Below are 16,129 nucleotides of genomic sequence, written 5' to 3'. Positions count from 1 at the left end.
ACGAATCCCCCGGTACGGGTCCGCTGCGGGTAGCGACCCTCCAGCGTGGAGCCAGGTGATCACCGCAAGCTGTCCCGACGACGGGGAGACGCTGGGGAGCGGACATGGAGGTACGGGTACTGGGTCCGGTCGAGGTGACGCTGGCCGGCCGGCCGGTGTCCCTGACCGCAGCCAAGCAACGGGCGTTGCTGGCGGCCTGCGCGCTCAACGTGGACCGGGTGGTGAGCACCGCGCGACTCGTGGACGCGGTGTGGGGCGAGGAGCCGCCGTCGACCGCGGAGGCGCTGGTGCAGACGTACGTGTCGGCGCTGCGCCGGAAGATCGGGCATCCGGACACGATCGTCACGCAGGCGCCCGGCTACCGGCTGGCGCTGGCGGCCGAGCACTGCGACGTGCACCGCTTCGAGACGCTGTTGGCGCAGGGCCGGGCCGCGGCCGTGGACGGGAACGACGAGGCTGCGGCCGACCGGCTGCGGCGGGCGCTGGAGCAGTGGCGCGGGCCGGCGCTGGACGGGCTGCACAGTCCCTATCTGCGGGCGTACGCCATCCAGCTCGACGAGCTGCGGCTCTCCGCGCTGGAGGAGCGGATCGCCGCCGACCTGCGCCTGGGCCGGCTGCACGAGTTGGTCGGCGAGCTGTTCCAGCTCGTCGACGCGCACCCGCTGCGGGAGCAGCTCCGTGAACACCTCATCCGTACGCTGTGGCGGGTGGGGCGGCGGGCGGACGCGCTGGCCGTCTTCCGGAAGGGGCGGGAGGCGTTGCGCACCGAGCTGGGTATCGAACCCGGCCCGGCTTTGCAGCGGCTGCACCGGGAGGTGCTCGCGGCCGACGAGACACCGGCGCCGACACTCGCCCTGTCGCCCGCGTTCCATCCGTTGGCCGGGCGGGACACGGAGATCCGACGGCTACGCCGGGTCCTGGGCACGGTGCCGGACGAGCCGGTGGTCGCCGCGATCTCCGGCATGGCGGGTGTCGGCAAGACCGCGTTGGCCGTGGCGGTCGCCCGGGCGGTCGTCGCTGGCTACCCGGACGGCATGCACTTCGTCCAACTGCCCGACCGGAATCCGCTGTACCCCAGCTCGCTGATGGTTCCCGGGTGGCGCGAGATCCTCGCCGACCGGCGGGCGCTGCTGGTACTCGACAACGTCGCCGACGAGGAACAGGTACGCGCCGCGCTGCCGCCACGCTTCCGGGGTGCCGTCCTGGTGACCGGCCGGCGGATGCTCACCGGCCTGGACTGCCACGCCCGCGTCGACCTCGACGTGCTGCCGTCCACGGCAGCGGTGGCGGTGCTGGCCCGGGTGGCCGGTCACGCCCGGGTGAGAGCCGAGCCGGACGCGGCGGCGGAGATCGCGCTGCACTGTGGTGGACTGCCGCTCGCGCTGCGGGCGGCGGGCGGCTGGCTGGCGGCTCGTCGCAACTGGCCGCTGGCGGCCTGCGCGGCCCGGCTCCGGAACGGCAACGGCCGCCTCGACTGGCTGGCGGCCGGCGGGGTGGACGTGCGGACCGCGCTGGCCTCGAGTTTCACCGGCCTCGGTGACGCCGAGCGCCAGGCGATGACCCGGCTGGCGGCGGCGGGCCGTCACGAGTTCACCCCCGGGCTGCTCGCCGGGCTGGTGGGTCTGCCGGTGGCGGCCGCGGAACGGCTGGCCGACCGGCTGCTCGACGCGAGGTTGCTGGACGCCGCCGGGGGACGAACCCCCGGCGGCGTCAGCTATCGGCTGCACGAGCTGGTCCGGCTGGTCGCACTGGAACGGGCGGCCGGGGACCGTCCCGGGCGGCCCGCCGATCAGGTGATCGCGCCGCCCAGGTCCTGCCAGGTCCACTCGCCGTTGGCCCAGTAGTTCTGCCAGAGCGAGCTGTCCTTGCCCCGGGCGAAGACCCGCAGCACGCTGCCGTGCATCACCCCGGAGGGTGCGCTGGTGATGGTGCCGCCGAGATCCTGCCGGGCCCAGGCGCCGTTGCTGTAGTAGTTCTGCCAGAGGGCGCCGTCGTTACCCCGGGCGAACACCCGGAGCACCTGGCCGTGCAGCACCGCGGACGGCGCGCTGGTGATCCCGCCGCCGAGATCCTGCCACGTCCACTTGCCGTTGGCCCAGTAGTTCTGCCACAGCGCGCCGTCCTCGGCACGGGCGAAGACGCGCAGCACGTCACCCTGGACGACGGCCGTGGGTCCGCTGGTGATCCCGCCGCCGAGATCCTGGGTCTTCCACTCGCCGCCGCTCCAGTAGTACTGCCACAGCGCGCCGTCCGTGCCACGGGCGAACACCCGCAGCACACCGCCGTACGCCACCACGGCCGGCTGGCCGACGATCGCGCCGCCGATCCGCTGCCAGGTCCAGCGGCCGTCGACCAGGTAGTTCTGCCAGAGCGCGCCGTCGCTGCCCCGGGCGAAGACCCGCAGGGTCCCGCCGTCGACCAGCGCGGACGGCCCGCTGGTGATGGCCCGGCCGAGATCCTGGGTCTTCCACCCGGTGCCGTCCCAGTAGTACTGCCAGAGGGCACCGTCGGCGCCACGGGCGAACGTCCGCAGCAGGTCGCCGTGGACGACCGCGCCGACGCCGGAGTTGACGACGTCGTCGATCACGTTCTTGTAGCGGTACGGCTTGTAGAGGCTGCGGCTGTACCCGGCGGCCGACCAGGTCCGGTGCTTGGTGTGCGGCGGGGTCTGCTCGTGGATGTGGAAGTCGCCGCCGACCGCGCCGACCCAGCCGGCGAAGATGACGACGTGCCCCTCCCACGGGTTGTCGATGTGGTACATCAGGATGTCGCCGGGCCGCAGGTCGTCGTACGAGGACAGCCGGTTGGACACCTCGTCGAGGTTGCCGGTGTTCAGGCTCTCCGGCAGGTTCCACGCCATCGAGACATAACCGGAGCAGTCGGTGCGGTAGCCGTTGTGGTACCTCTCCTGGCTGTACGATACCGCGTCCCAGGTACGCGCCCGGGCCAGTATCTCACTGCGGGTGATCGCCGGCCCCGGCTCGACGGCCAGCACCGAGAACCGGGCACCGCCCTGTGGGGCCGCTCCGGTGCTCGGGTCGGCCATCGGCGCGGGCTTCGGATCGGCTGCGGCCGCAGGTCCGGTCAGCACCGGCAGGGTGGCCACTGCCGTCGTCACCGCCGTCAGAAGTCCGGCCGTACCCAGGAATGATCTTCGCCTCATGGTCCCGTCTCCGTTCATCAGGTGATCGCTCCGCCGATCCGCTGCCAGGTCCATGTCCCGTTGGCCCAGTAGTTCTGCCACAGCGCCCCGTCGTTGCCGCGAGCGAACGCGCGGAGGATATCGCCGTGCATCATCGCGGAGGGGGCGCTGGTGATCCCGCCGCCCAGGTCCTGCCACGTCCACCTGTTGTTGGCCCAGTACGCCTGCCAGAGCGAGCCGTCGTTGGCCCGGGCGAAGACCCGCAGCACCGAGCCGTCCAGCACCGCCGACGGCGCGCTGGTGATCCCGCCGCCCAGGTCCTGCCAGGTCCACTCGCCGCCGGTCCAGTAGTTCTGCCACAGCGCGCCGTCGTTGCCCCGGACGAACACCCGCAGCACCGCACCGTGCACCACCGCACTGGGCGGGCTGCTGATGCCACCGCCCAGGTCCTGCCACGTCCACTTGTTGTTGGCCCAGTACGCCTGCCAGAGCGAGCCGTCGTTGGCCCGGGCGAAGACCCGCAGCACCGAGCCGTGCAGCACCGCACTGGGCGCGCTGGTGATGCCGCCACCGATCCGCTGCCAGGTCCAGTGGCCGTCGACCAGGTAGTTCTGCCAGAGCGCCCCGTCGTTGCCCCGGACGAAGACCCGGAGCACGTTGCCCTGCACCACCGCGGCCGGTGCGCCCAGGAAACCACCACCGAGGTCCTGCGTCTTCCACTCGGTGCCGGTCAAGTAGTACTGCCACAGCGCGCCGTCCGTGCCACGGGCGAAGACCCGCAGCAAATTGTCGTACACGACACCGCTGACTCCGGCCTCCGGAGCACCCCACATGGCCGCGGCGATGCGTACCGCGTCGGGTGCCTCCTCGCCGTAACGCGCCGGGAACGCGGACACCTGGATCGCCTGGCAGATCGGGCCGATCGCCCCGTTCATCCAGGAGTTGTTCGGATACCTGCGCAGCATCGCGTCGAGGAACGCGTTGGTGGCGTACGCCGGGTTCAGCAGTTCCGCCGGCGTACCCCAGCCCTGGCTCGGCCGCTGCTGGTAGAGGCCGAGGCTGTCCCGGTCGCCGTAGTCGAGGTTGGTGATCCCGCTCTCGACGATCGCCGTGGCGAGCGCGATCTCGGCGGCCCGCTGGGGCAGGTTGCGCTGCCGGACGACGTTGACGATGACCCGGGTGCACGCGGCCCGGGTCCCGTTGAAGGCGCCCTCGAGCTTCTCGGTCAGCACCTCGTTCATCCGCGCCGCGAACGCGGTGTCGGCCGCGGTCGGTGGCCCAGCCGTGCAGTTGGGCACCACGGCCGCGTTCGCGGCCGGCGCCACCAGCACCGTGGCGGTCGCCGCCGCGACGGTGAGCAGGGCGAGCCACCCCGCCCGAATTCGTCCCATCAGTGTTCCTTCCCCAACTCGGTCGATGCCTCGCCAAGAGGCTGCGCGGCGTCGCTGTAGTTCCGCTGCAGCCCGGGTGCAGCGGAACTCCGGTGCGACCCGGAATGTTGCGGGCGGCGGTCAGCACGACCGCCCGACTCGAAGGGAAAGTCATGGGAAAGAGGCCACTGCTGGCCGTGCTCGCCACGCTCACCTACGCCCTGGGTGGCGTGGCGGTGACCATGCAGCCCGCGCAGGCGGCGGGACCACGTCCCTTGTTCCAGCTTCCGTTCCATTGCGGACAGCAGTGGCGCCTGCAGACCTATCCGGGCCACGACGACTACGACATCGACATGTTCCGGGTCGGCGGCCAGACCGAGGGCTCGGACATCCTCGCGTCCTACGGCGGCACGGTCGAGTTCGCCGGCTGGGACGACGGCGCCGGCAACTACGTCAAGCTCAACCACGGCAGCGGTTGGCAGACCATGTACCTGCACATGATTGCCCCGCCGGTGGTCAGCACCGGCCAACGGGTGGTGCAGGGCCAGCTACTCGGCCGGGTCGGCAGCACCGGCCGGTCCAGCGCCCCGCACATGCACCACGAACAGCGCCGGGACGGTCAGAAGGTGGAGTCCTGGTTCAACGCCGTACCGTCCGGCATCACCAGCGACGACACGTCGCAGCCGGTGGTCCGGACCAGCAACAACTGCGCGGAGGCCCAGCCGGCGTCGCTGCAACGCGGGGTCAGCGCCATCGTGTACGGCAACGTGTTGCGCGCGTTCGCCCGGGGCAACGACGGGGCGCTGTGGCAGAACTACTGGGCCAACGGCACGTGGACCTGGCAGAAGATCGGCGGCGAGATCGTCGGCGCACCGACCGCGGTGAACTACGACGGCCTGCTGCGGGTCTTCGCCCGGGGCAAGGACAACTCGCTGTGGCAGTACTACTGGAACGGCACCGACTGGAAGACGCAGGACCTCGGCGGCGGCATCACCAGCGCGCCGGGCGCGGTCGTACACGGAGAGACGCTGCGGGTGTTCGCCCGGGGCAACGACGGGGCGCTCTGGCAGAACTACTACAGCGGCGGTGAGTGGACCTGGCAGGACCTCGGCGGCGCGATCACCAGCGCGCCGGGCGCGGTGCTGCACGGGTCGGTACTGCGGGTCTTCGCCCGGGCCAACGACGGCTCGCTCTGGCAGGCGTACTGGGCCAACAACAAGTGGACGTGGCAGGACCTGGGCGGCGGGATCACCAGCGCGCCGTCGGCGGTGCTGCACGGCTCGGTACTGCGGGTCTTCGCCCGGGCCAACGACGGCTCGCTCTGGCAGAACTACTACAGCGGCGGTGAGTGGACCTGGCAGGACCTCGGCGGCGCGATCACCAGCGCGCCGGGCGCGGTGCTGCACGGGTCGGTGTTGCGGCTCTTCGCCCGCGGCGCGGACGGCGCGCTGTGGCAGAACTACTGGACGGGCGGCGAGTGGACGTGGCAGGACCTCGGCGGCGGCATCAACTGAGAGCGGTCCGCTGACCGGCGGGGAGGGCGAAACCAGGCCCTCCCCGCGTACCTACGCAGCGGCACGGATGACGCCGCACGGTTGCGTCAGGAGCCACCGTACCCTCGTTCGACCGCGGTGATACTGGCCTGGCGAGGCCCGGCGTCCGGGCCTGCGATGGGTCATCGAGGCCCTGCGTGAGGCCGGTGCCGTTCATCTCGGCGACGTCGAAGATCGACAGCTGACTGCCTGAGGGTCGACCAACGGCCCGATCTTTATGATCAACTCAGCTCACGTTCGTGGGTCGCTGATCGTCTTCAAGATGTGAACTTGCCACTATCTTTCTGGTGCTCGCGGCCGAATGTCGCACGAGCAGCCCGCAGAGCGCTGGCCATGCTGGCGCCCACGTTCGCTGTGCTGCTCGTCGCTCGCGGGCTGGCGGGGTTGGCGTTGGGGGGCTTTTGGGCGGTGGTCCCGATTGTGGCCGCCCAGCTGGTGCCGACAGGCAAAGCGCATCGGGCGACGTAGATCGTGATTTCCGGGATATCGGCCGGTACCGTGCTCGGCCTACCTGCGGGCCAGTTCATTGAGGGCGCATGGGGTTGGCGGGCGGCGTTCGGCGCGGTCGCCGCGCTGTCCGCTGTCGTGCTGCTCGTACAGGCGATTGTCCTGCCTTTTATCGCCACCCGGCCGGGAATGTCCGCTCCCGGCGGTCTTGAACTGTCACCGCCGGTGCCGGCGGAGACGTATCCCTGAATGGACGAGCAAAATGACTATTGCTATCACTGGTGCTACTGGCGCTCTTGGGGGACTCGTTGCCGGGATACTGGCCGGCCGTGGTGTCGCGCAGCGCCTGATCGTCCGCGACGCCAGTCGTGCCCCCGGTTGGAAGGAGCGACCACGGCCGTCGCGGCCGCCGACCCCCAACGCCGTCGTAGCCGCGCTACTCGAACATGATGTCCACGTCACCTGCGCCATCGGCGGAACGCTAACCATCACCGAGAACCCCACCCAGGCGGCGACACACCGACCACCCGTGGGGGTTAACGTGTCCGAGCAACACAAACCATTCCCCCACGTCTAATACTACTCGAAAATCTGCCGTTACGATAGTCACCCCGACCTTCGAAGTTGCCCCAGATTCGCAAGAGGACCGCGACGCCAGCAAATCGGTGAGGACCTCCGAGTGGGATGCGGAACACCTCGCATCGCTCGGAGGCCCTCACGCTCAGATGGTTCGAGGGCGCTGTTGCGTTCGTTGTAGGTGTGATCGAGGCACGCTTGAGCGGCGAAGCTATCCGACCTTCGTCCTCCTTACCCGACCCGAGGACCGGGCGCAGCAGCAGGCGGTCAGGCTCGTCACCGAGGTGATGGCCGCGTTGCGATTCTCGTAGGGCCGATGAGCACGGGCGGAGACCTGTCGGGCGTAGGTGCGTCGCCTGTCTCGTTGCTAACCCTCGTAGGGCCGATGAGCACCCGGGCTACTCGTTCCGGTGCACGACTTCTGGCTGCTGTTGCTAACCCTCGTAGGCCCGATGAGCACGTTGGCGCGCATCAACTGCCGGCAGAGTTCGGAACCGTGCTCATCAGAGGGTAGTTCGGGAGGCTACGTCCGATGTGGGTTTGGCGGTTCGTTAGAGGCCATAGTGGTGGGGGTTACGCGGGCGTCCTCGGCGGGGCCAGGGTGAACAGTCCGGCCTCGGGTTCGGTGAGGATCTGGCGGGCGACGAGGCGTTTGAGCTTGGCGCGGAGGCCTTCGGTGTCCTTCGCGGTGGTGCCGGTGCCCAGCGCCTGGCAGATGTCCTTGGCGCGCATCGGTGTGGTGGCGGCGTGGTTCGAACAGCGCTACAACACCAACGCCCGGCCCTTCAAATGGAAGTTCACCACAACCGACCTCGACGACCTACTGGCCAGGATCGAACGCCACGAACCCGCGCAAACCCCCAACCCGTCCTGAACACCCCGACGAACTTCCAGCGCAGACCACTTAGCTACCTACCAAGGTAGAGGGCTCGGGCGACGGTTCCGCCAATGGTTCAGACACCGGTTCCGATGGTTGGCGAACTAGTCGCATAGGTTTTCACCTATCCCGATCATCGCCGCTGCAGACTATGGTAGAGACTTCGCCGGCCGGTCCGAGGAGGACTCCGTGAGACGGATTAAGCTCTATGTCGCTGCCGTCGCTCTTGCAACCACCGCCGTCGCGGCTGTACCGGTCTCGGCGTCGGCCTCGACGGTGACAGCGGGACTGACCTGCTACACCCTCGACGACCGGACCTACACCTGTGATGCCTGGGTTTCGCCCGCTGACGCCACGATCACGTGGACCCGCAACGGTCGAGCGCTTCCCGGATTCGACGGACGGACCTACATCACCGGTCAGGTCTGTTACCTCACCGACGTTCTCACGGTGACGGCGACCTACGGCGGCGAAACGGCGTCAGACAGCTGGTTCGGCTGCGACAGCTAGGGAACCGCCGGCACGATCCTCGACGCGGTGGCGAATCTGGACCGGGTTCGCGCCATTAACGGCCCGCTGTAAGGAACCACGCGGTCATGTGCCCGCCGGGCCGGGATGGTACAGGGTGTCCAGCAGGTTGAAGCCGGGGCGTCGCCGTCGCCGTCCCGGATGTGGAGGCGGGCAAGGTTGACGAGGGGCTCCAGTGCGTACCGCGCGACCTGCGCGCCCTGGGGAATGGCGCGCAGGTAGGCGTTGGCGTGTCGGTGGCACCACTGACGGGCCAGGTCCGGCAGACCGCAGTCCGAGGCGATGAGTGCCGCCTGGTTGTAGACGGCGGATGCGGCGGCCATGTCGCCGTTCCGCGCTGCCGCTTGAGCCCGAGCGCACAGGTCCCCGACTCGGGTCGAGAGGGCAACGTAGGCCGGGCGGGGGCGGGCCACGAGGGGGAACCTGAGAGGGCGATTCGGTAGCTTTTGTCCTTTGTGGGCTTGGGTCGATATGTGAATGTGAGCCGTGGTCGTAACCGGTGACGTGGTGGCCACGTTGAGCTGATCATGGGTGAGCGCGCGGCGTATCCGAGTGACCTGACCGATGGGCAGTGGGCGGTGGTCGGACCGTTCCTGCAGGCGTGGAAGGACCAGCATCCGTCGGTGTCGGGGCATCAGGGGCGTTACGAGTTGCGGGAGATCGTGAACGCGATCTTCTACCAGAACCGGACCGGTTGTCAGTGGGCGTACCTGCCGCACGACCTGCCGCCGAAGTCTGCGACGTACTACTACTTCGCCCTGTGGCGCGATGACGGCACCGACCACGTGATTCATGACCTGCTGCGCTGCCAGGCACGGGAGAAGGCCGGCCGGGCGGAGGACCCGACCGCGGTGGTGTTGGACACCCAGTCGATCCGGGCCGCCAACCACGTCCCGGCCACGACGACCGGCAAGGACGCCCTGAAGTAGGTCCCGGGCCGTAAGCGAGGCCTCGCGGTCGACGCCCTGGGGCTGATCATCGCGGTCGTGGTCACCGCAGCCTCGGTCACCGACAACGCGATCGGCGTGCGACTGCTCGACTCCGTCCTCGCGAACACCCCGACGGTGACCAAGGCGTGGGTCGACGCCGGGTTCAAAGACGACGTGCAGATCCACGGCGCCGTTCGCGGTATCGACGTCGAGCAGGTCAAACGATCCGACACCACGGCCGGGTTCGTGCCAATCGCCCGCCGGTGGGTGGTCGAGCAGACCAACGGCACCCTGATGCTGCACCGCCGTTTGGTCCGCGAGTACGAGAGCCGACCAGCCTCCGCAGTGTCCCGCACCTGGTGGGCGTCCACGGCGAACCTGGTCCGCCGGCTCACCGGGTCTGCCACCGCATCCTGGCGCGTCCCGGGCAGTCCGCGGTGACCCAGCCGTCGCTGCTGACCCTGCTCACCGAACGCGAGACCGCCGCCGGCCTCGTCGTCGAGCGGCTCCGCGTCCAGATCACCACCCTCACCGACCAACTCGCCGCGGCCGAGACCGAGGTGGCCGAGCTCGCCATCACCCGCAAGACGCTCCTGAGCCTGAACGGCCATCTCGACACAGCGGTCCCTGCTGACCCGACCGTCGCCAGCCCGGCCTACCAGCAGATCCTCGCCGCGTTCCACGCCGCCACCACACCGATGCGCGCCAAGGACATCTGCCAGGCGCTGGGCACCGGCACCACCGCGAAGGACACCGAAGGCCTCCGCGCCAAGCTCAAACGCCTCGTCGCCCGCCAGATCCTCACCGAACCCGAGGCCGGACTGTTCACCCTGGCCCCGCCGAGGACGCCCGCGTAACCCCCACCACTATGGCCTCTAACGAACCGCCAAACCCACATCGGACATAGCCTCCCGAACAACCCTCTCAGAGGGCGGTCCGGGAGGTTATGTCCGTTCCGGGTTGAGGGTGAATAGGCCGGGTTGGCTCTCGGTCAGGATCTGCCGGTTGACCAGGCGTTTCAGCTTGGCTCGGACACCTTCGGTGTCTTTGGGTTCGGTGTCATGCGGCAGATACGCCCACTGACACCCGGTCCGGTTCTGATAGAAGATCGAGTTCAGGATCTCCCGCAACGAGTAACGGCCCTGATGCCCCGATACCGCAGCGTCGGCTGGCCGAAGCCATGGAGCACATCCACTCTCCGGAGCACGACAACGACATGCTCGCCCGCATCGTGAACTTGCTCGCCACCGAGAACACCCAGTTCCCGGAGCCGCTCCACACCGCCCCATCAGCCCTCGTCCGCCCTCTCCGCCAGGTGCCGATGTAGCCCCAGCGACTCCATCGGCAAGCTCGGGCGTCGTGATACATGTGGCGGCCACCGTTTCTGCCGGGCAGGAACCGTTGTGTACCGGACTCCAGCAGCTCACTTCGACACCGCCACCAGCCCGTTGTCCGCATACGTGTCGCCGAAGGAGCGACACCGTAGCGGCGTGTCAGCCGATGTGTACGGGCGCTGCGTCCTCGGTGCGCTGCTGGGGGCTTGCGTTGAGCGTGGTGACGGTGATGACCAGCGCGGCCAGCAGGAAGCCGACGGCGGAGGCGAACGCGACGGTGTAGCCGTGGGAGAGCGCGTCGGCCGCCCGCTGGATCAGGGGCTGGTCGCCGCTGACCAGGCCGCGGAAGAACGCGTCGTCGGCGTGCGGCAGTTTGTCATCGGCGGCGCTGGTGGAGACGGTGGCCAGGACGGCCAGGCCGACGGCGCCGCCGATCTGCTGGGCGGTGTTGAGGATGGCCGAGGCGATGCCGGTGTGGTTGCGGTCGACGCCGGAGATCGCGCCGAGCGTCATCGGCAGGAAGCTGGCGCCCAGGCCGAGGGCGGTGATGAACATGGCCGGCATCAGGTGGGTGAAGTACGACGAGGACGGTTCGAGCAGGCTGGCCCAGAGCATCCCGCCAGCCGCGACGACCAGGCCGGCGCCGGTGAGCGTGCGTGGCGCGAACCGGCCGGCCAGGCGTGAGCCGATCCCGGCGGCCATCCCCATGCCGAGGCTGAACGGCAGATAGGCGAACCCGGCACGAACCGGGCTGTAGCCCTTGACCTGCTGCATGAAAAGCGACAGGAAGTAGAAGGTGGCGAACATGGCCGCGCCGATGAACAGCATGGTGACGTAGGACCCGGCCCGGTTGCGGTCACGCAGCAGCCGCAACGGCAGCAGCGAGTGCCGGTTCCTGCGCTGCGAGCGCAGAAAGGTGATCAGCAGGATTGCCGCGACGGTGAACATGCCGAGGGTGATGGGGTCGGTCCAGCCGCGGTCGCCGCCCTGGGTGATGGCGTAGACCAGGGCGGTCAGGCCGCCGGTGGCGGTGGCCGCGCCGCGCACGTCCAGTTCGCCGTGCAGCTTCTCGCCGCTGGCCAGCACGCGGGCGCCGAGCAGTACGAGCACGCCGATCGGGACGTTAACGAACATCACCCAGCGCCAGCTCAGGTAGTCGGTGAGCACGCCGCCGAGCAGCAGGCCAACGGTGGCGCCGAGCCCGGACATCGCGGCGTAGACGCCCATCGCCCGGTTACGGGCGGCACCCTCGGCGAACGTGGTCGCGATCAGTGACAACGCGGTCGGCGCGATGACGGCCGCGCCGAGGCCCTGCAGGACCCGGGCGGCGATCAGCAACTCCACGCTCGGGGCCAGGCCGCCCAGCAGGGACGCGCCGGCGAACACGGTCAGGCCGATCCGGAACACCCGCCGTTTGCCGTAGAGGTCGCCGGTGCGCCCGCCGAGCAGCAGCAGCCCGCCGAAGGCAAGGACGTAGGAGTTGACGATCCAGGACAGGCCGGAGGCGGACACCTCGAGGTCCTTCTGGATGCTCGGCAGCGCGATGTTCGTGATCGTGCTGTCCAATACGACCATCAGCTGCGCGGCCGCGATGACGATCAGCGCGAGGGCCGGATGGGTGGAGGTGCGCGGCGGAGCCGATTGTGCGGGGATGGACATCAGAAACTCCAGAACTAGACAGGTGTTGAGTTTTCGTGAGGCCGCGACAATATCTCAACGGTCGTCTAGTTTTTCAAGTAGGGATGTGCCGGCTTGTACGATCGGACGCCGACGTACGGAAAGGTGCTGCACGATGACTGAGGCCGCCGCAAAGGCGCCGCAGGGCGAACGCAAGGGCGAGCGCACCCGGCGGCGCATCCTGGAGGCCGCTCGCGCCCTGTTCGCCGAGCTCGGCTACGAGCGCACCACGATCCGTGGGATCGCCGCGGCGGCCGAGGTCGACAAGTCGTCGATCCTGCAGTATTTCGGCAGCAAGCAGCAGCTGTTCCGGGCCGCGGTGCACTGGCACATCCCGATCGCGGAGCTGACCACCGACGATCCGGCGCAGAGCGTGCACAACTTCATGCACGGCATGCTGAGCAGCTGGGCCGCCGACCCGAACAGCCCGATGGCGGTGCTCGTGCGCGCGAGCATGACCAGCGAAGAAGCAGCCGAACTGCTGCGGCGTCACATCACCACCGAGGTCGTCGACGCGATCGCCGCGACCGTCGACGATCCGGAAGCCCACCTGCGCGCTTCCCTGGCCGGCGCCATGATGATGGGCATCGCCGCGCAGCGCTACCTGCTGCGCATGCCCTACATCGCAGACGCCGACCTCGACGACGTCCTGCGCCTGGCCGGCCCGGCCATTCGCCACGTCATCGCCCCGCCGGCCTGACGCGTACGCGTCGGCGCCGAAGATCGCCGGCACCTGCTCGGCTGCAATGATGCTGAAAGCCGTCTGCTCGAACTGCTCTCGCTCGCCCTGTAGGCAGGTGCGCGACGGCACACCGCATCATGAAGTACTCCCCCCGGCACGCAGCGTGGCGTGCCGGGGGTCGACGGCTGGCCTCATCGAGGCGTACAGGTCCCTGACCAGGTTCCGCGAGGCCGTCGTCCGGGTTCAACAGACCACGCGCCTTCATCCAGAGGCAGCCGCAGCCGATACAGCCGACGAGCTGATGATCAAGATTCTCGATGAAGCGCCGGCGGCCCTCCAACTCTCGTTTCCAATCGCGAAACATGCCCTCAGTCCCGCTGGGTCGGCGCCGGCCGATCGGCAGCGTCGCGAAGATCTCCGCGACATCGGCAAGGTGAATGCCGAGTCGCCGAGCAACGAGGATCAGCGAGACGCGGCGCAGCATGTGCCTGCGGTGAGACGATGGTTGCCCTCACTGCGCTCTGCGACGATCAGCCCTTTGCTCTCGTAGAAACGCAGAGCGGGCGCCGCCACCCGGTACGGGCGGTGACCTCCCCCAGCGTCAGCAGATCCTCCGGGCTCGCCTGCTCGGAATGCTCCGCCGTCGTACGCGTCAAAATCCTCGCCGTGCCTTCTCGCCGAACGTAGAAACTGAACCCACGATGAGATCAATATCAATAGGTCAGCGTCGGGGCAGCCTTGCTCCACCGGCTGGTGTCGAGTTGGTCGAGCAGGAAGTTCGCCAGATCGGCACGGCTGAGCCGCGACCCACCGGGCGGGTTCTTCCCGTCCTCGACCCGGAACGTCCCGGTGGCCGGCTTGTCGGTGAGGTAACCGGCGCGGACCAGAGTCCAGTCGAGCCGGCTAGACCGCACGATGTCCTCCATCACGCCCATGTCCTCGTACAACTCACGCAGGAACAGCGGAATCATCAGCCGGAACCACCAGGGCAACCCGGGGTCCTTGGGCTCCACCCCGCCGGAGGAGACGACAATCAACCGCTGCACCTGAGCGTCCTGCAGCGCAGTGACTACCGCCTGACCACCCTTGGAGTAGATGCCGTGCGGATTCCGGGCCGTGCTGCCGATCGCGGAGATCGCCGCGTCGTGCCCGACAGCGATCTCCCGCAACGGGCGGCCACCGGCCAGCACGTCGGCGGGTTGCAACGCGAGATCGGGATGTGACGGCAGCCCGTCGAGATGACGGGCCACCGCGGTCACCTGGTACCCGCGGTCGAGCGCGCCGGAGACCACGAGGCGTCCGGTGCCGCCGCTGGCCCCGAAAACGATCAGCTTCATACAAATTCCTCAACCTGGTGGGTTCGTCGCAGGCAGGTCCCGGCAAGGGCGGAAGCCTCACCGGCAACCAAAAACTAGACAAGCGTTGAGATATTAGTCAGGCAGTTCCGGAGAGGCAACCCCGGCGCTCACCGCAGGCAGCGACATCACCCAGAGTGAGCTGATCTGCACCCGAGCGCCGCTGCGCCGGGGGCGGTTTGTGAGCTTTCTGTAGTTCGTCATCGCTCGATGTCGTGACCTTTGAGCTGCGCCGATGTCTGATTGGTGGAACTGCCGCCTGTTTCACCTTCGCGCCAGTAACGGCCGATTCACGTCTCGATCGTGGTAGCACGAGATGCCCGATCCAACCCGGAAAGAACACATCCCACTCGACTCAGCCCTGACCGGAATCGGCGCAATTAGCCCCTCGATCGTGTCTGGTTCACCTTCGCCGGTAATCGACGCACATGACGTCCATTGAGCCGGCACGCGGACGCCGTACTCCTGCTTCATGACCGAACGGCGAGCCTATCCGTGCGACCTGTCCGACCCGATGGGCCTTGATCGCACCCCGCCTGGCCGCCTGGCGACAGGCCCGCACCGACGCCGGCGTCAGCGGCCGCGCCCCCACCCACGACCTACGCAAGATCTTCAACGCCATCCTGTACGTCAACCGCACCGGCATCGCCTGGCGCTACCTGCCCCACGACTTCCCGCCCCACGCGACGGTCTACGGCTACTTCGCCGCCAGGAGCAAGGAAGGCATCTTCACCGAACTCAACTACGACCTCACCGGCCTCGTACGGGACCACCACGGGCGCACCATCGAACCCACAGCCTCCATCATGGACAGCCAAAGCGTGAAGACCTCCACCAACGTCCCACTGTCCACACAGGGCATCGACGCCGGGAAGAAGATCGCAGGCCGCAAGCGCGGCATCATCACCGACAGCCTCGGCCTCCTCCTCGCCGTCATCGTCACCGCCGCCAGCGCCAGCGACAACACCATCGGCATGGACCTGCTCGACCAGGCCACCACCGCCTACCCCACCCTGACCAAAACCTGGGTCGACGCCGGATTCAAGAACCGGGTCGTCGAACACGGCGCCGCACTCGGCGTCGACGTCGAGATCGTCACAAAAGACCCGCAGGTCAAAGGCTTCAGCGTCGTCAAACGGCGATGGGTCGTCGAACGCACCCTCGGCTGGCTCATGCACCACCGCCGGCTCGTGCGCGACTACGAAGCCCGACCCGACAACTCGGAGAGCATGATCACCATCGCCATGATCGACAACCTCGCCAAACGCCTCACCGCCGAAACCACCCCAACCTGGCGATACGGCTAAACCCATATAACCGGCAAAGTACGTGAATCAGACGTTCTCTGACAGGATGTTCTTCTCCTGCTCAAGTTCGGCGACCTGCCGGCGTAGCCGGGCGATTTCGGCGTCCCTGTCCCCCACCGACAACCCGCCACCGGACCGGGCGTGGCCTGCTGTTCCTCCTTGAGCACCCAGTTACGCAGGGTTTCTTGACTCATCCCCAACCCCGCGCGACCTCGTTGATCGGCCGCCCGGACGAGCGGACCAGGTTGACCGCGTCACGCCGGAACTCTTCCGTGTACTTCGATGGATGCCCCAACGGGGACACCCCTTCCTCTGGACCCGACATCCAGTCCAGGGGTGTCCACACCCCCAG

13 protein-coding genes and 3 pseudogenes are annotated in these 16,129 nt (G+C 68.4%); 9 read left to right on the top strand and 7 right to left on the bottom strand.

The features are described 5' to 3' along the window. The first annotated feature begins 104 nt into the window (after positions 1–104). Entirely contained in the window at positions 105–1,844 is a 1,740-nt protein-coding gene (locus ACZ6QQ_RS15660) for an AfsR/SARP family transcriptional regulator (protein ID WP_465876906.1), read from the top strand. On the opposite strand, the gene ACZ6QQ_RS15655 is transcribed toward ACZ6QQ_RS15660, so the two are convergent. After that, positions 1,790–3,163, bottom strand: coding sequence for a DUF8189 domain-containing protein (locus ACZ6QQ_RS15655; protein WP_465876905.1), 1,374 nt, complete (start codon positions 3,161–3,163; stop codon positions 1,790–1,792). The genes ACZ6QQ_RS15660 and ACZ6QQ_RS15655 overlap by 55 nt on opposite strands. A gap of 17 nt (positions 3,164–3,180) precedes the next feature. After that, complete coding sequence (locus ACZ6QQ_RS15650) at positions 3,181–4,533, bottom strand: PLL family lectin (RefSeq protein WP_465876903.1); 1,353 nt, start codon at positions 4,531–4,533, stop codon at positions 3,181–3,183. Between the two features lie 152 nt (positions 4,534–4,685). On the opposite strand from ACZ6QQ_RS15650, the gene ACZ6QQ_RS15645 reads away from it, so the two are divergent. The 6 genes and pseudogenes from ACZ6QQ_RS15645 (at position 4,686) to ACZ6QQ_RS15620 (ending at position 10,279) form a co-directional block, all read left to right on the top strand. Continuing rightward, entirely contained in the window at positions 4,686–6,026 is a 1,341-nt protein-coding gene (locus ACZ6QQ_RS15645) for a DUF8189 domain-containing protein (RefSeq protein WP_465876901.1), read from the top strand. Positions 6,027–6,563: 537 nt separating this feature from the next. Continuing rightward, positions 6,564–6,761, top strand: a complete 198-nt coding sequence (locus tag ACZ6QQ_RS15640; protein ID WP_465876900.1) for a hypothetical protein — start codon at positions 6,564–6,566, stop codon at positions 6,759–6,761. Between the two features lie 1,003 nt (positions 6,762–7,764). Next, on the top strand, positions 7,765–7,962 hold the full coding sequence (locus ACZ6QQ_RS15635) for a hypothetical protein (RefSeq protein WP_465876899.1): 198 nt from the start codon (positions 7,765–7,767) through the stop codon (positions 7,960–7,962). A 192-nt stretch (positions 7,963–8,154) separates the two neighbouring features. Beyond that, the gene (locus ACZ6QQ_RS15630) at positions 8,155–8,475 is read left to right on the top strand and encodes a hypothetical protein (protein WP_465876898.1); all 321 of its coding nucleotides are present in this window, start codon (positions 8,155–8,157) and stop codon (positions 8,473–8,475) included. A gap of 545 nt (positions 8,476–9,020) precedes the next feature. Continuing rightward, positions 9,021–9,863: pseudogene (locus tag ACZ6QQ_RS15625) on the top strand (IS5 family transposase). Beyond that, on the top strand, positions 9,860–10,279 hold the full coding sequence (locus ACZ6QQ_RS15620; RefSeq protein ID WP_465876896.1) for a hypothetical protein: 420 nt from the start codon (positions 9,860–9,862) through the stop codon (positions 10,277–10,279). The pseudogene ACZ6QQ_RS15625 and the gene ACZ6QQ_RS15620 overlap by 4 nt, the downstream one beginning before the upstream one ends. Before the next feature lie 189 nt (positions 10,280–10,468). Here ACZ6QQ_RS15620 and ACZ6QQ_RS15615 read toward each other — a convergent pair. Both ACZ6QQ_RS15615 and ACZ6QQ_RS15610 read right to left on the bottom strand, forming a co-directional pair. Further along, positions 10,469–10,711, bottom strand: a pseudogene (locus ACZ6QQ_RS15615) (transposase); the annotation flags it as partial. Positions 10,712–10,915: 204 nt separating this feature from the next. Then, positions 10,916–12,415, bottom strand: coding sequence for an MFS transporter (locus ACZ6QQ_RS15610; protein WP_465876894.1), 1,500 nt, complete (start codon positions 12,413–12,415; stop codon positions 10,916–10,918). 133 nt (positions 12,416–12,548) lie between these two features. Here ACZ6QQ_RS15610 and ACZ6QQ_RS15605 point away from each other — a divergent pair, with 133 nt between their 5' ends. Next, a complete protein-coding gene (locus tag ACZ6QQ_RS15605) occupies positions 12,549–13,133 on the top strand; it encodes a TetR/AcrR family transcriptional regulator (protein ID WP_465876893.1) in 585 nt (194 codons plus the stop codon). On the opposite strand, the gene ACZ6QQ_RS15600 is transcribed toward ACZ6QQ_RS15605, so the two are convergent. The 3 genes from ACZ6QQ_RS15600 to ACZ6QQ_RS15590 all read right to left on the bottom strand — a co-directional run bounded on the left by ACZ6QQ_RS15600 (position 13,114) and on the right by ACZ6QQ_RS15590 (position 14,452). Next, a complete protein-coding gene (locus tag ACZ6QQ_RS15600) occupies positions 13,114–13,599 on the bottom strand; it encodes a MerR family DNA-binding protein (RefSeq protein WP_465876891.1) in 486 nt (161 codons plus the stop codon). The two genes, ACZ6QQ_RS15605 and ACZ6QQ_RS15600, sit on opposite strands and share 20 nt — an antisense overlap. After that, positions 13,578–13,688 carry a MerR family DNA-binding transcriptional regulator gene (locus ACZ6QQ_RS15595; RefSeq protein ID WP_465876890.1) on the bottom strand — a complete coding sequence of 37 codons (111 nt, stop codon included), beginning with the start codon at positions 13,686–13,688 and terminating at the stop codon, positions 13,578–13,580. The genes ACZ6QQ_RS15600 and ACZ6QQ_RS15595 overlap by 22 nt, the downstream gene beginning before the upstream one ends. Before the next feature lie 140 nt (positions 13,689–13,828). Further along, positions 13,829–14,452 (bottom strand): NAD(P)-dependent oxidoreductase, encoded by a 624-nt coding sequence (locus ACZ6QQ_RS15590; protein WP_465876889.1) that lies wholly within the window; start codon positions 14,450–14,452, stop codon positions 13,829–13,831. Positions 14,453–14,942: 490 nt separating this feature from the next. Here ACZ6QQ_RS15590 and ACZ6QQ_RS15585 point away from each other — a divergent pair. Then, positions 14,943–15,777: pseudogene (locus ACZ6QQ_RS15585) on the top strand (IS5 family transposase). The last annotated feature ends 352 nt before the right edge of the window (positions 15,778–16,129 follow it).

The organism is Micromonospora sp. NPDC049529 (assembly GCF_055586685.1).
This window is presented reverse-complemented; position numbering and strand designations above follow the sequence as displayed.